Here is a 14,130-nt window from a genome sequence, read left to right on the forward strand (position 1 = left end):
ACAACTGGGGATCTATGGGGAGGAACTATCATTGGAAAGAAGTTTATCAATGGAGCTAGTTCGTGTAACGGAGGCTGCAGCACTTGCTTCTGCACGCTGGATGGGGAGAGGCAAAAAAGACGAAGCCGACGACGCTGCAACATCAGCGATGAGAGACGTATTTGATACAATTCCTATGAAGGGAACGGTTGTGATAGGCGAAGGCGAAATGGACGAAGCGCCAATGCTTTATATCGGAGAAAAGCTTGGGACAGGCTATGGGCCTCGTGTTGACGTAGCTGTTGACCCGCTCGAGGGTACAAACATCGTTGCTTCAGGAGGCTGGAATGCTTTGGCTGTTATAGCTATTGCCGACCATGGTAATCTTCTTAATGCGCCTGACATGTACATGGACAAGATTGCTGTAGGGCCTGAAGCAGTAGGCTGCATTGATATAGATGCTCCGATCATCGATAACTTAAAAGCAGTTGCGAAAGCAAAAAACAAAAACATTGAAGATGTTGTGGCAACGATCTTAAATCGCGAACGTCACGAGCATATCATTAAGGAGCTTCGTGAGGCAGGAGCACGCATTAAACTAATCAATGACGGTGATGTTGCCGGGGCTATTAATACAGCATTTGACCATACAGGTGTTGATATTCTATTTGGTTCTGGAGGAGCGCCTGAAGGAGTTCTTGCTGCTGTTGCACTTAAGTGTCTTGGAGGAGAAATTCAAGGCAAGCTGCTCCCGCAAAATGATGAAGAACGTGAAAGATGCGAAAAAATGGGTCTTGATGTAAACAAAGTGCTTCGTATGGAAGATCTCGTCAAAGGAGAAGACGCTATTTTTGCAGCAACAGGCGTTACAGACGGAGAACTGCTGAAAGGTGTCCAGTTCAAGGCTTCAATCGGAACAACACAATCACTTGTTATGCGTGCAAAATCAGGCACGGTCCGTTTTATTGACGGAACGCACAGCTTAAGCAAAAAGCCAAATCTTGTAATGAAATGATAGAAGAAAATAAGCCGTTCACACAGCGTGTTTGCTTATTTAGTAATTCAAAGAACCTTGATCTATATTAATTCAGGTCATTTATAGAAAAAAGCAGAGCGGCTTCGGCTGCTCGCTTCTTTTTTAAGTTGATTTTATAGGGGAAATCATATATTTCAAAATCATTTCATTGCATGAAATATATTGATTAAATTCATCAAATAAGGTAAAACTAAAGAGTGCTGCGTAAATGAAAGATTTTCTTTCACACTGCTTTTCCTACTTCAAGCTTATCTTCTTTTTCTTCTCTATATCTGATCCTTTAGCTTGTTTTTTTCACAAATATAGATGGAAGAACAACGTTTTTTATTATGTATAAAGTGTGGTGTTGACATGAGCGAGGTTTCAATTTCCAATCTCGAACATATGAAATTAAAAGAATTATATGAACTTGCGCGTCATTATAAAATTTCATATTACAGTAAACTGACAAAAAAAGAATTGATCTTTGCCATTTTAAAAGCGAACGCTGAACAAGAGGACTTATTGTTCATGGAAGGCGTTCTTGAAATTATTCAATCTGAAGGATTTGGATTCTTAAGACCAATCAATTATTCTCCAAGCTCTGAAGACATTTATATCTCAGCTTCACAAATCCGCCGTTTTGATCTGAGAAATGGGGACAAGGTGTCTGGTAAAGTTCGTCCTCCAAAAGAAAACGAACGCTATTATGGATTGCTGCATGTAGAAGCAGTGAACGGGGATGACCCTGAATCTGCGAAAGAGCGAGTCCATTTCCCAGCCTTAACACCACTGTATCCGAATAGACAAATCATCCTTGAAACAAAACCTAATGATCTTTCAACACGTATCATGGATGTGATTGCACCTGTTGGATTTGGACAGCGCGGATTGATTGTAGCACCGCCTAAAGCTGGTAAAACCATGCTTTTAAAAGAAATCGCCAACAGTGTGACAACGAATCACCCTGAAGCCGAATTAATCGTCCTTCTGATTGACGAGCGTCCAGAGGAAGTAACGGATATTGAACGTTCAGTAGCAGGAGATGTTGTCAGCTCAACATTCGATGAAGTTCCAGAAAATCACATAAAAGTGGCTGAGCTCGTACTTGAACGTGCCATGCGCCTTGTTGAGCATAAGAAAGACGTTATCATCTTGATGGACAGCATTACGCGTCTTGCGCGTGCTTATAACCTAGTTATTCCGCCAAGCGGCCGAACGCTATCAGGAGGGATCGATCCTGCAGCGTTTCACCGTCCGAAACGATTCTTCGGTGCAGCAAGAAACATTGAAGAAGGCGGCAGCTTGACGATTCTTGCAACAGCTTTAGTAGATACAGGTTCACGTATGGACGATGTAATCTACGAAGAATTTAAAGGAACAGGCAACATGGAGCTTCATCTTGACCGTTCTCTTGCTGAAAAACGCATTTTCCCAGCGATTGATATTCGCCGTTCTGGCACACGTAAGGAAGAATTGCTGATTCCTAGAGATCACCTTGAGAAGCTTTGGGCGATTCGCAAGTCGATGTCTGATACACCTGACTTTGCTGAAAAGTTCCTTAAAAAATTACGGAATTCAAAATCCAATGAAGAATTCTTCAGCATTCTTGATGCCGAATGGAAGGCAGCGGGAGTTTCTGGAAAACGATTATAAATTCCTGAACTAGATGTTGCAAAAAAAATGGAAGCTTGTTATAATTTTTTTATGTGCTTTTCCGGAAGTCAATCTTCTGGAATTGATAACTCTGTTTCGACAAACGATTCAGGGCGGAAGGAGATGAAACGGAATGAAAGCAGCTATACATCCTAACTACAAAAAAGTTATGGTTAAATGTGCTTGTGGAAATGAATTTGAAACTGGTTCTGTAAAAGACGAGGTGCGCATCGAGGTTTGTTCTGAGTGCCATCCATTCTACACAGGACGTCAAAAATTCGCTTCTGCTGACGGTCGTGTTGATCGCTTCAACAAAAAATACGGTCTTAAATAATTATAGATTCAAGGAAACAGGCAAGATATCTGTCTTGCCTGTTTTTTTACGCCAATTCGCGCTAAATAATGGAAAATACAGCCATAATAAGAGTGGAACGAACACTTTTACATATGGAATGACACGATACTGCATAAACTAGTACGGTTTATTTTACGACGTCAAAAAGGGCGCTCAACCATAGAAATAATCTAGACATTGAAGGGAGAGGCCGTTTTCATGTATGTAATGAAACAGAGCGGGTGGCTTGAAGTCATCTGCGGAAGCATGTTCTCTGGCAAATCAGAAGAGTTAATCAGACGAGTGCGCCGTGCACAATTTGCTAAACAAGAAGTCAAGGTGTTTAAGCCTGCCATTGATAATCGGTACAGCGATGAAGAGGTTGTTTCACATAATGGAACTGCGATGATCAGTCACGCCGTTGCCTCTTCAAGTGATCTTTTTAAATACATTACACCAGAAACTGACGTCATCGCAGTTGATGAGGTTCAATTTTTTGATGAAGATATAGTGGACGTCATAACAACACTTGCAAATCAAGGCTACCGCGTTATTGCTGCAGGTCTTGATCAAGATTTCAGAGGGGAACCATTCAGCACTGTGCCGGCATTAATGGCTGTTGCTGAGCTAGTGACGAAACTTCAGGCTGTCTGCTCTGTATGCGGATCACCTGCAAGCCGGACACAAAGGCTGATTAATGGCAAACCAGCATCCTATAATGACCCGATCATTCTGGTCGGAGCATCTGAGTCATACGAGCCTAGATGCCGCCATCATCATGAGGTCCCGGAAAAGCCTGCAAAAACAGTACTGAATGAGCAGGAAACACCTAACATATAAGTGATACAAGAGCTGCCGGCAATCTTTCGGACAGCTTTTTTTATATTTCATGCTAAAAAGGGCACCTTATAAGTGGAGGTGTTCATAATGAAAGCAGGATGGATCATCGTTTTTATTCTTCTATTGGGAGGCTGTGCCAACCCAAGCAAGCAGTCTGAAATTCAGCCTGAGTCTCATAAAGGCAGTGAGCTGAAACAAACAGGAGAAGGTGTATCAAATGAACGCGGAACAACGGAGCAGAACCCCAATTTTTTAAATCTGTCAAAAAACCGTGAGCAAAACGAAGATGAAATGGATAAGCTTCAAGAAGCGATCCGGAATGATAAGTCACTTAAAATCGACAACGTCACGATGAATGGAAATACAATTAGGGTGGATGTAGCATCTGATAAAGAACTCACACAGGATGAAAAACAAAAGAAGCAGGCAGAGCTTCAAACAAAAATGCAGAATATCATTCCGCGCTATGATATTAAAGTGAATCTTGATTCAAAATAAAAAACTCGTTTCTGAGTAAACGAGTTTTTGCTTCGGCTAAAAGCTGAAAATGGAGCTGATCAGATTTCTGCGTTTTTGCTTTTTAGGAATGGAGCTATGGTCAAAAACAAGCGCCTGCTCTTTTGGATGCTTTTCTTTTTGCTTCTCTAAACTTTCAATTTTAGATTCTAGTTCAGCAATGCGGCCGTTTAGTTCCTCAATCTCTCTGCGATGCTGCAGAAGCTGGTAAGAAACAACCCCATCCGCTTTGCTGTTCACCTTTTGATCAAGCTCCGCTAGTTTTTGCAGAATCTCTTGAAATGCTGGAATTTTTTCTTGAGCATCCGCTTTAACCAGTCCTTTTCTTGCTGGCTTCTTTTCAGCGACCTTCACTTCCTGAAACAAAATGCCTTGATTTAATTGTTCTTTTATATCTCTGAGGGTGCTGATATCTTCATCCGTAAACAAATAATGGCCGAGTTCATTGCGTTCCATCTGCAAATTCAGCTGCTTCACCCAGCGCTGTACGGTTTTGGGCGAAACACCTAATAACTTTGCGACTTCGCTTGTATTCATCTAAAATCCCCCTTGATACATGAGTAAGCTACCTTTTCGATAAAGGAGATACGGTTCCCTTCTGCATAGACAAAAGAAGAATGAATTCGGCAAAGAAAGTGCGGATTTTACGAATTGTGACCCGTTTTTTCGACGTCATCCTCATATAGCTCAAGCGGCAATCCATCGGGATCCTGAAAAAAAGTAAAGCGTCTGTTTGTAAAGGGATCAATTCGGATTTCTTCTGTTCCGATCCCGTGACTATTTAAGTGTTTGACTGCTTCTGCGATGTCTTCAACTGAAAATGCAAGGTGTCTTAGGCCTGCTGCTTCAGGCCGGGTTGGACGTTCTGGAGGAGATGGAAAAGAAAAAAGCTCGATTTGAATATGATCTCCAACAGCCAAGTCCAGTTTATAAGAATCCCGTTCCGCCCGGTAAAATTCATGGATGACTTCAAAGCCAAGCTTATTTACATAAAAGTCTTTTGAGACAGCATAATCTGTACAAATAATGGCAACATGATGAACATGATTGATTTTCATAATTTCCTGCCTTTCTTTCTGGCTCAATTTGCTTTTGACGCTTAGAGTAACCTATACTATAATTATAACGTTATGGACGAAAATTGAGGTGAATAACGTGTTAGATCGCTTACAATCAGTGGAAGACCGCTATGAAAAATTAAATGGGCTTTTAATGGATCCTGATATTATCAACGATTCTAAAAAGCTTCGTGAATATTCAAAAGAACAATCTGATCTGCAAGAAACAGTTGAAGTATATCGTGAATATAAATCTGTCAAAGAACAGATTAATGATGCTAAAGTGATGCTTGATGACAAGCTTGATGCAGACATGCGCGACATGGTCAAAGAAGAGCTTTCAGAGCTTCAGGCCCAGGAAAAAGCGCTTGCTGAGCGTTTGAAGATCCTTCTAGTTCCAAAAGACCCGAATGACGATAAAAACGTTATTATGGAGATCCGCGGAGCAGCGGGCGGAGATGAAGCAGCATTATTTGCTGGCGACCTGTACCGCATGTACAGCCGATTCGCTGAAGCACAAGGCTGGAAAACGGAAGTGATGGAAGCAAACTCAACAGGTGTCGGCGGCTACAAAGAGATCATTTTCATGATTAACGGAAGAGGCGCATTCTCCAAATTGAAATACGAAAATGGAGCACACCGTGTACAGCGCGTTCCTGAAACAGAATCAGGCGGAAGAATTCATACATCAACAGCAACTGTCGCCTGCTTGCCTGAAGCAGAAGAAGTTGAAATCGAAATTCATGAAAAAGACATCCGTGTCGATACATTTACATCAAGCGGACCAGGCGGACAAAGTGTTAACACGACTATGTCAGCAGTGCGCTTAACGCATCTTCCAACTGGAACAGTCGTATCATGTCAGGATGAAAAATCCCAAATCAAAAACAAAGAAAAAGCAATGAAAGTATTGCGCGCACGCGTTTATGATAAATTTCAGCGAGAAGCACAAGCTGAATATGATCAAACGAGAAAACTTGCTGTCGGTACTGGTGACCGTTCAGAACGGATCCGCACGTATAACTTCCCGCAAAATCGTGTAACAGACCACCGCATTGGCCTTACAATCCAAAAGCTCGATCAGATCTTACAAGGAAAGCTTGATGAGTTCGTTGATGCTCTAATCGTAGAAGATCAATCGAGCAGACTTGATCAGGCAGGACAGTAACCGTGATTATGGTCTATGAAGCCCTGAAGCGGGCTTCTTCTTTTTTGGCAGAGGCAGAACGAGATCACAATGCGGGAGAACTTCTTCTTCGCCACCACTTAAACATGAGCCGAGCTGAGATGCTGGCAAATCTGAGAACAGAACTTCCTGCTGGAACCTGGGAAAGCTTCAAAGCAGATGTAAACCGTCATGCAGACGGAGTTCCTGTTCAGCATATGATCGGAACCGAAGAATTTTACGGCCGTTCGTTTATAGTCAATAAAGAAGTTCTCATTCCGCGTCCCGAAACAGAGGAACTTGTTGAAGGTATTTTGATAAAGGCAAAAAGCTTATTCAGCGGATACACTGAAGTGGAAGCAGCTGATATTGGGACAGGCAGCGGTGCCATCGCGATTTCACTTGCTCTGGAGAATTCCGTTTTTAAGGTGAGTGCGATCGATATTGCACAAGAATCACTAGATGTTGCGGAGTTAAACGCTAAAAATCTTGGAGCGGACATTCAGTTCTTGCATGGAGATTTGCTAATGCCAATTCTAAGCAGCGGCAAAAAGCTGGATGTTGTCGTTTCTAATCCGCCTTACATTCCAAATGCCGATATTTTGGAGCTGTCTCCAGTTGTGAAGGATCATGAACCGCTCCGCGCACTCGCTGGAGGAGAAGACGGACTGGATTTCTACCGCAGACTTGCCGAGGAAATTCCTCTCGTCATCAAAGAACGTGCCCTTATTGCATTTGAAGTTGGAGCCGGACAAGGTGAAGATGTGAAAGCTCTTCTATTGGAAAAACTTCCTCATGCAGATGCAGAAGTAAAATACGATATAAATGGCAAAGATCGCATGGTATTTGCTGTTGTGGATGAAACGTCTCAGTAATGAGGCGTTTTTATTTGTTTGGAGAGGTGAGGTGGTATTTGCGGTGGCGGTAGGAACCGGAGTGGTTAAGGTTTTGCTGCTTAAGAATCCTCGTTGCAATTGAGGGATTTGAGAGATGAAGAAAGCTGCAAACCTCATTGTTTGAGATAGAGGTGGATAGTAAAAGTGCATAATCAACTAAAGCTTGGTTGTGGGCATCTTTACTGATTTTTTTGCATTCAGGGCATTCCCAGCATCCATGAATTCTTATCATTGGCAGATTAGAACATTTTGGACAGGCTACACCTGTCAGTAAGTTAGATGAATGAATTCCAAATTGGGAAAGAACATCTTTATCTTGAGGGGCGTTCTGCTTTAATAAAACGCGTGAAAGTTTATTAAGTTCTTTTGATGAAATGCTTTCATGTTTGAGCCGATTAATAGATTCTATTTTTTCAGGAAGCAATGCTGCATGAATGACTTTCTTTATAACAGTATCTGAATAGCTAGGAATAGATTTTATATAGGCAGAGGGGTTGCTGATGACAACAAAAGAATATATTGGGATTTTTGAAAAGTGATTTGAGGCAAGCCATTGCTGAAGACACGTTTGCTGTCGATTGACTTGCTGAATAGGATCAGGAAAGGCTTCATCCTTTGACCCAATTGTTCGGATAAGCTGATGATACGTTTGGTCAAAACACAATGTTCCACTCATGTTTTTTACTTCTAGAATGATAAGATAACGGCTCGTCAAAAGGAGAATATCCAATTGGAAATAATAAGATTCATCTTGTGGCAGCCTCAAATTATAAAAAAAGAGAAATTCTTTATCTGGAAAATGATTTATATAATATTCAATCGACCTTTCACCTCGATATCCAGCTTTCTTTTTAGCGAGCTCCTCTTCAATTTTGGTTCTGCCAGGATAGGTTACAGGTAAGCGCCGTAATAATGCTTCTAATTTTCTGATTGTAATAGGAATTTCAAACGGTTTTTTTATCAATGAACGGCTCCTTTCGTTTTTTCGTTTCTAGATTCTCTGTAAAAATTGAAAATCCTTTGAAATAGCTCAAATTAAAATTATTAAATAAAATGAAAAAGTTAAATTTCCTTGCACATGCTAGCAGAAAATTCAATTTTCAAGCACAACCACAAATTAGCGTTGGAACTTGGTCCAATCCAAAAATCAGTTTTTCATTATCGGAAATGCCCTTTTATTAGCGAAACCCTTGATTCAATTATCAAAAAGTGCTCTTTCATTATCAAATCGCAAAGTCAGCACTTACTAATTTATCCATTTCGTCTTTACCGTATTGGAACAGACGCGCTGATTTTCACGTTCAGACCATAGGCCAACGTTCAAACTTGGTCCAATTATCAAAAATTAGTCTTTCATTATCAGAAATCCCTTTTTATTAGCGAAACCCCTAATTCAATTATTGAAAAGCATACTTTCATTATCAAATCACAAAATCAGGGTGAAATCACGTGACAAAAGCGCAAAGTCCGCACTTACTAGAAAGAACTTATCCATTTCGTCTTTACAGCACTGGAACAGACACGCTGATTTTCACGTTCAGACCATAGGCCAACGTTCAAATTCGGTCCAATTATCAAATACCAGTCTTTCATTATCGGAAATGCCCTTTTGATTAGCGAAATCCCCAATTCAATTATCAAAAAGTGTCCTTTTATTATCAAATCGCAAAATCAGCGTGAAATCACGTGACAAAAGCGCAAAGTCCGCACTTATTAGAAAGAATTTATCCATTCCGTCTTTACCGTATTGATTTTCACGCACAGATCATAATTCAACGTTCAAACTCGGTCCAATTATCAAATACCAGTCTTTCATTATCAGAAATCCCTTTTTATTAGCGAAACCCCTAATTCAATTATCGAAAAGCATACTTTCATTATCAAATCGCAATAATCCAAAACTAGATTAATAGTTTTTTATATAAGAAACTAGTTTAAGAAACAAAATCCCTGTCCATACTGATTCCTAGAAGGGGATGGTGAGGGATATGAAGAAACAGCAAATGGCATTTATATATATTTTATTACTATTACTTGGAGCATTATTGAACGTATATAAAGAACCGCTTATGACGAGTGCGCAGCAGAATACAGAGCCGGTTGTGATTCCTGAAGAGGCGATTCGGCTTCGAATTCTTGCAAACAGTGATTCAGAACAGGATCAGGCTTTGAAACGCAAGATCCGTGATGAAGTAAATAAGGAAATTACAGTGTGGGTTGAAAAACTTACTTCAATAGAAGCAGCACGGGAATTAATTCAGTCAAGACTTCCGGAGATTGAAAAGATCGTCCAGTCCGTTTTAGTGAAAGAGAACCAGGAGCAGAAGTTCGGCGTTGATTTTGATAATGTCAGTTTTCCGACAAAGATGTATGGCAGTTATATTTATCCTGCAGGTGAGTATGAGGCAATCTTGATTACTCTTGGTGAGGGTAAAGGCGCCAACTGGTGGTGTGTGCTGTTCCCGCCTCTATGTTTCCTTGACTTTTCTAACGGACAGGCTGTTCAGGCAGCAGAGTTAGAAGAAGAGGACAAAAGCACTTCTCCCCAAAAAACGTCTGAAGAGCTAAGTGCCCTCATTGTGGATGAAGAGGAAGACAAAGAAGAAGTGGAAGTGAAATTCTTTCTGGTTGAATGGTTTACGAATTTGTTTTCATGAAAAAGTCTTAACTTCCTAGTAATTCGGAATAAATCTCATTTCACCTCATAGATTTGAAGTAGAAAAGAAAAACGGGGTGAAATGATGTTTTATCAATTACGAATTGCAGAGGAAAAAGATGTACAAGCTCTAAAATCATTTATCGAAAAAGCGGGATTAAGCTCTGATGGAATCGAGAGCATTGTTGAATATTTTGTCGTCATGGAAAGTGATGTAGATGCAATGGTCGCAAGTCTTGGAATTGAACCTGTTAATGGCGATGGTTTGCTGCGCTCACTTGTCGTCTCTGAAAATATTAATCAGGCTCATCTCCTTTCCTTGTTTGAAAGTGTACATGCATTAGGCAAGGAAAAAGGATTAATAGGCAGTTATTTAGTGACAAATAAAAAAAATTCCATCGAATTCTTGCAGCTGATCGGCTTTCAATCAATCGATCATGAAGAGATTCCAGAACATTTATTAACATCAGCACATTTTAAAGAGTCATTGGAGAAGGAGCAAGCAGTTGTAATGGTAAAAACATCCTGATGCGCTTATATCCACACAGTTATCCACCGAATCTCAAGCTTTATCCACAATTTGTGGATAAAGCTTGTTTTATTTGGGGTCATCTTTTATACTTTCATGAGGAATGAAAGAAAAGGTCGGGAAAAACAAAGTTATTCACATGTTAGACAGGAGAGTTATGAATATGGAAACAAAAGTTTGGATTGTGGATAATTCAAACGACTTATCCTTAAGTTATCCACAAATTGCACAGGCAGCAGCTTTATTAATGAAGAATGAAGTTGTCGCATTTCCAACAGAGACTGTTTATGGCCTTGGTGCAAATGCAAGGTCTGATGAGGCTGTGGGTAAAATTTATAAAGCTAAGGGAAGACCGAGTGACAATCCACTGATTGTCCACATTGCAACGAAAGAACAGCTGTATGAAATTGCTTCAGATGTTCCTGAATATGTGGAAAAGTTAATAGATGTGTTATGGCCAGGACCGATTACGTTTGTTTTGCCTAAAAGAACGGGTTTATCCGATCGGGTGACAGCTGGATTGAATACAGTTGCCGTGCGAATGCCCGATCATCCATTAGCACTTGCCTTAATTAAAGAGGCAGATTTGCCGATTGCTGCACCAAGCGCGAATCTCTCCGGCAAACCGAGTCCCACACGCGCCGCGCATGTGTTTGATGATTTAGATGGAAGGATTGCTGGAATTTTAGATGGCGGTGCGACTGGCGTAGGTGTGGAATCTACTGTCTTGGATTGCACACAGCGATTTCCGGTCATATTGCGGCCAGGCGGAGTCACCAAAGAGCAGCTTGAAGAGCTGGTCGGCAAAGTGGAAGTCGATCAGGCTTTAATAGATGAAGGACATACTCCAAAATCACCTGGAATGAAATATACACATTATGCCCCGAAAGCTTCATTAACCATCATTGAAGGGTCTTTGTCATTTTTTCAAGAAGTAATTGATTCCGCTAAGAGTGAAGGGAAAAAAGTAGGAGTGCTTGCAACGGCAGAACAGGCTGAAAGCTATCAGGCAGATGTCGTTTTCATTTGCGGAAGCAGGAGGGATATGCAGTCAGTCGCTGCCGGATTATATGAGGTGCTGCGCAAATTTGATGAAGCAGATGTGGATTGTATTTACAGCGAAAGTTTTACAAGTGAAGGTGTTGGACAAGCGGTCATGAATCGGCTATTGAAGGCGGCCGGACATCGGATTGTGAAGGAATAAGATAAGCTTTCAAAATGTTCTAAGCAAACTCGGACGTGCATAAGTTTGAATGAGGCGTGTCCGAGGAGGCTTGGCAATGAATATAGAGGCATTGATTGGGGAACTGATTACATTATTTATGATGGCATTTGCACTTGGAATGGATGCTTTTTCAGTTGGACTTGGAATGGGACTGATTAAACTTCGGTTAAGGCAAATTTTCTATATCGGACTAACCATCGGATTATTTCATATATGGATGCCGCTTGCCGGCATGTGGATAGGAAAAGTTCTATCAAGTACATTCGGTAATATTGCTACAATCGCAGGCGGTGCCCTGTTAATGGTACTTGGCGTACAAATGATTTTTGCTTCATTTAAAAAAGAGAATGAACCGATGATTACGCCTGTAGGCTTTGGATTGCTTTTTTTTGCACTAAGCGTAAGTCTGGACAGTTTTTCAGTAGGACTAAGCTTAGGAATTTACGGAGCAAGAACGTTCCTGACAATTGCGTTGTTTGGAATCGTAAGCATGGTCTTGACCTGGATTGGTCTGCTGATCGGAAGAAGGGCACAAAACTGGCTTGGTACATACGGTGAAGCCCTTGGGGGAAGCATCCTTCTCGGTTTTGGACTGAAACTGATTTTTCCAATATAATAGAGGATAACAGGTCCGAGTCATGGCCTGTTTTTTATTTTCCCGGAAAAATTCTGTGGGAAATCTGCCTGAGCGCTGTTTCAATCACTATTTTCCGGACAGCATTTGGATTATAATGAAACAAAGGAGGAAGATTGATGATAAATGTTCTTTTTGTTTGTACTGGAAATACATGCAGAAGCCCGATGGCTGAAGCATTGTTAAATCATATGAAAGAAAATGATCATCTTTCTGTCCGGTCTGCAGGCGTATTTGCAAGCGATGGCAGTGATGCTTCACTTCATGCAAAGCAAGCCTTGGATGAAAAAGGAATCGTTTGCAATCACAGATCGTCTCTTTTGAATGAAGAGCAAATCCGCTGGGCAACTTACATTTTAACAATGACGGAAAGCCATAAAGAGCTTATTTTTCAACGGTATCCTCAAGCTATCGAAAAAACCTTCACCTTGTCTGAATTTGTGTCTGAAGATGAATATGAACGGGTCGATGTGATGGACCCTTATGGCGGTTCACTTGAGACTTACAGAATGACGCGTGAAGAATTAGAAAAAATGATTACGCTTCTTATAAAAAAACTGAAAAACTAAGGATACCTGGAGGGTTTGAAAATGAAAATTGCAATCGCTTCTGACCACGGCGGCCTGAATCTCCGCAAAGAAATCAAGCAGCTTATGGAAGAAATGAATATAGCATATGAGGATTTTGGATGTGAATGCGAAACGTCCGTTGATTACCCTGACTATGCTTTACCGGTGGCAGAAAAAGTAGCAAGCGGGGATTTTGACCGTGGCATTCTTATTTGCGGAACCGGAATTGGCATGAGCATCGCTGCCAACAAAGTGAAAGGTATTCGATGTGCACTTGTGCACGATACGTTCAGTGCAAAAGCAACAAGAGAGCATAATAACAGTAACATGCTTGCAATGGGAGAGCGCGTTATTGGCCCAGGTCTGGCTCGGGAAATTGCTAAGATATGGCTTACTGCCGAGTTTGAAGGCGGCAGACATGAAACCCGTGTCAACAAAATTTCGGAAATTGAACAAAAACACCAATAAGGGTGAGGGAAATGACAACCATTCATGATTGGAAGAACCAGCTGCGTACTATGCTAACAGATTTAGAAGAGCAATCTTCTTTTCAGGCAGGCCATGTGTTTGTAATTGGGTGCAGTACGAGTGAAGTGATTGGAGAAAAAATCGGAACTGCCGGTACGGTTGAAGCAGCAGAGATGATTTTTTCAGAATTGAAAGCTTTTCAGGATAGAACGAATGCTGACCTTGCGTTTCAATGCTGCGAACATTTAAACAGGGCACTTGTTGTAGAGCGGGAAACAGCAGTGCGAAATCGTCTGGAAGCGGTCACTGTGACGCCGGTCCGAACAGCGGGCGGGGCAATGGCGACATATGCCTTTTCAAATTTCAAAGACCCGGTTGTGGTTGAGTTTATTAAGGCAGACGGGGGCATTGATATCGGGGATACCTTTATTGGCATGCATTTAAAGCATGTAGCGGTTCCAGTCAGAAGCTCGGTTAATCAGGTTGGACATGCCCGCGTGACAATGGCTAAGACGCGTCCTAAACTGATTGGCGGGGAACGCGCGGTTTATGCAAGTATGGAAGAAAATAAAAAATGCACATAATAAAAA

At 41.3% G+C, this 14,130-nt stretch carries 17 protein-coding genes; 14 read left to right on the forward strand and 3 right to left on the reverse strand.

Translation table 11 applies throughout. From position 1 onward, the window contains the following. Positions 1-31: 31 nt before the first annotated feature. From glpX to CYJ36_RS11030, 5 genes are all read left to right on the forward strand, one after another. Entirely contained in the window at positions 32-994 is a 963-nt protein-coding gene (glpX, locus tag CYJ36_RS11010) for a class II fructose-bisphosphatase (protein WP_101567320.1), read from the forward strand. 372 nt (positions 995-1,366) lie between these two features. Then, a complete protein-coding gene (gene rho / locus CYJ36_RS11015) occupies positions 1,367-2,650 on the forward strand; it encodes a transcription termination factor Rho (protein WP_101567321.1) in 1,284 nt (427 codons plus the stop codon). Positions 2,651-2,783: 133 nt separating this feature from the next. After that, a complete protein-coding gene (gene rpmE, locus CYJ36_RS11020) occupies positions 2,784-2,984 on the forward strand; it encodes a 50S ribosomal protein L31 (RefSeq protein ID WP_029283312.1) in 201 nt (66 codons plus the stop codon). Positions 2,985-3,203: 219 nt separating this feature from the next. Next, the gene (locus tag CYJ36_RS11025; protein ID WP_101567322.1) at positions 3,204-3,824 is read left to right on the forward strand and encodes a thymidine kinase; all 621 of its coding nucleotides are present in this window, start codon (positions 3,204-3,206) and stop codon (positions 3,822-3,824) included. A gap of 87 nt (positions 3,825-3,911) precedes the next feature. After that, complete coding sequence (locus CYJ36_RS11030) at positions 3,912-4,322, forward strand: hypothetical protein (RefSeq protein ID WP_101567323.1); 411 nt, start codon at positions 3,912-3,914, stop codon at positions 4,320-4,322. Positions 4,323-4,358: 36 nt separating this feature from the next. Here CYJ36_RS11030 and CYJ36_RS11035 read toward each other — a convergent pair whose 3' ends face one another. After that, on the reverse strand, positions 4,359-4,877 hold the full coding sequence (locus CYJ36_RS11035; RefSeq protein WP_101567324.1) for a MerR family transcriptional regulator: 519 nt from the start codon (positions 4,875-4,877) through the stop codon (positions 4,359-4,361). Between the two features lie 107 nt (positions 4,878-4,984). After that, complete coding sequence (gloA2, locus tag CYJ36_RS11040) at positions 4,985-5,398, reverse strand: SMU1112c/YaeR family gloxylase I-like metalloprotein (protein ID WP_101567325.1); 414 nt, start codon at positions 5,396-5,398, stop codon at positions 4,985-4,987. A gap of 97 nt (positions 5,399-5,495) precedes the next feature. On the opposite strand from gloA2, the gene prfA reads away from it, so the two are divergent. Next, positions 5,496-6,566 carry a peptide chain release factor 1 gene (prfA, locus tag CYJ36_RS11045; RefSeq protein ID WP_142382702.1) on the forward strand — a complete coding sequence of 357 codons (1,071 nt, stop codon included), beginning with the start codon at positions 5,496-5,498 and terminating at the stop codon, positions 6,564-6,566. 5 nt (positions 6,567-6,571) lie between these two features. Beyond that, entirely contained in the window at positions 6,572-7,438 is an 867-nt protein-coding gene (prmC, locus tag CYJ36_RS11050; protein ID WP_101567487.1) for a peptide chain release factor N(5)-glutamine methyltransferase, read from the forward strand. Between the two features lie 10 nt (positions 7,439-7,448). Here prmC and CYJ36_RS11055 read toward each other — a convergent pair whose 3' ends face one another. Next, positions 7,449-8,423: a nuclease-related domain-containing protein gene (locus CYJ36_RS11055; RefSeq protein ID WP_101567326.1), complete on the reverse strand. Its 975-nt coding sequence runs from the start codon at positions 8,421-8,423 to the stop codon at positions 7,449-7,451. A gap of 1,024 nt (positions 8,424-9,447) precedes the next feature. Between CYJ36_RS11055 and spoIIR the strand changes: the two genes are divergently transcribed. The 7 genes from spoIIR (at position 9,448) to CYJ36_RS11090 (ending at position 14,124) form a co-directional block, all read left to right on the forward strand. After that, on the forward strand, positions 9,448-10,116 hold the full coding sequence (gene spoIIR, locus CYJ36_RS11060; protein ID WP_101567327.1) for a stage II sporulation protein R: 669 nt from the start codon (positions 9,448-9,450) through the stop codon (positions 10,114-10,116). An 84-nt stretch (positions 10,117-10,200) separates the two neighbouring features. Continuing rightward, positions 10,201-10,644: a hypothetical protein gene (locus CYJ36_RS11065; RefSeq protein ID WP_101567328.1), complete on the forward strand. Its 444-nt coding sequence runs from the start codon at positions 10,201-10,203 to the stop codon at positions 10,642-10,644. A gap of 163 nt (positions 10,645-10,807) precedes the next feature. Then, entirely contained in the window at positions 10,808-11,848 is a 1,041-nt protein-coding gene (locus CYJ36_RS11070) for an L-threonylcarbamoyladenylate synthase (protein ID WP_101567329.1), read from the forward strand. A gap of 76 nt (positions 11,849-11,924) precedes the next feature. Further along, positions 11,925-12,485: a manganese efflux pump MntP gene (locus CYJ36_RS11075; RefSeq protein ID WP_101567330.1), complete on the forward strand. Its 561-nt coding sequence runs from the start codon at positions 11,925-11,927 to the stop codon at positions 12,483-12,485. Between the two features lie 137 nt (positions 12,486-12,622). Then, entirely contained in the window at positions 12,623-13,072 is a 450-nt protein-coding gene (locus CYJ36_RS11080) for a low molecular weight protein arginine phosphatase (protein ID WP_101567331.1), read from the forward strand. Between the two features lie 21 nt (positions 13,073-13,093). Beyond that, complete coding sequence (rpiB, locus tag CYJ36_RS11085) at positions 13,094-13,540, forward strand: ribose 5-phosphate isomerase B (protein WP_101567332.1); 447 nt, start codon at positions 13,094-13,096, stop codon at positions 13,538-13,540. A gap of 11 nt (positions 13,541-13,551) precedes the next feature. After that, entirely contained in the window at positions 13,552-14,124 is a 573-nt protein-coding gene (locus CYJ36_RS11090; protein WP_101567333.1) for a TIGR01440 family protein, read from the forward strand. The last annotated feature ends 6 nt before the right edge of the window (positions 14,125-14,130 follow it).

Source organism: Bacillus sp. UMB0893 (genome assembly GCF_002858905.1).
In the GTDB taxonomy this organism is placed as follows: Bacteria; Bacillota; Bacilli; order Bacillales; family Bacillaceae; genus Bacillus_P.

What these genes read in the sequence shown, in the direction of transcription:
- CYJ36_RS11030 (WP_101567323.1), top strand. Translation starts at nt 3,912, where the DNA reads ATGAAAGCAGGATGGATCATCGTTTTTATTCTTCTATTGGGAGGCTGT.
- rpmE (WP_029283312.1), top strand. Translation starts at nt 2,784, where the DNA reads ATGAAAGCAGCTATACATCCTAACTACAAAAAAGTTATGGTTAAATGT.
- CYJ36_RS11090 (WP_101567333.1), top strand. Translation starts at nt 13,552, where the DNA reads ATGACAACCATTCATGATTGGAAGAACCAGCTGCGTACTATGCTAACA.
- rho (WP_101567321.1), top strand. Translation starts at nt 1,367, where the DNA reads ATGAGCGAGGTTTCAATTTCCAATCTCGAACATATGAAATTAAAAGAA.
- rpiB (WP_101567332.1), top strand. Translation starts at nt 13,094, where the DNA reads ATGAAAATTGCAATCGCTTCTGACCACGGCGGCCTGAATCTCCGCAAA.
- CYJ36_RS11075 (WP_101567330.1), top strand. Translation starts at nt 11,925, where the DNA reads ATGAATATAGAGGCATTGATTGGGGAACTGATTACATTATTTATGATG.
- CYJ36_RS11065 (WP_101567328.1), top strand. Translation starts at nt 10,201, where the DNA reads ATGTTTTATCAATTACGAATTGCAGAGGAAAAAGATGTACAAGCTCTA.
- gloA2 (WP_101567325.1), bottom strand. Translation starts at nt 5,398, where the DNA reads ATGAAAATCAATCATGTTCATCATGTTGCCATTATTTGTACAGATTAT.
- CYJ36_RS11080 (WP_101567331.1), top strand. Translation starts at nt 12,623, where the DNA reads ATGATAAATGTTCTTTTTGTTTGTACTGGAAATACATGCAGAAGCCCG.
- CYJ36_RS11070 (WP_101567329.1), top strand. Translation starts at nt 10,808, where the DNA reads ATGGAAACAAAAGTTTGGATTGTGGATAATTCAAACGACTTATCCTTA.
- spoIIR (WP_101567327.1), top strand. Translation starts at nt 9,448, where the DNA reads ATGAAGAAACAGCAAATGGCATTTATATATATTTTATTACTATTACTT.
- CYJ36_RS11035 (WP_101567324.1), bottom strand. Translation starts at nt 4,877, where the DNA reads ATGAATACAAGCGAAGTCGCAAAGTTATTAGGTGTTTCGCCCAAAACC.
- CYJ36_RS11025 (WP_101567322.1), top strand. Translation starts at nt 3,204, where the DNA reads ATGTATGTAATGAAACAGAGCGGGTGGCTTGAAGTCATCTGCGGAAGC.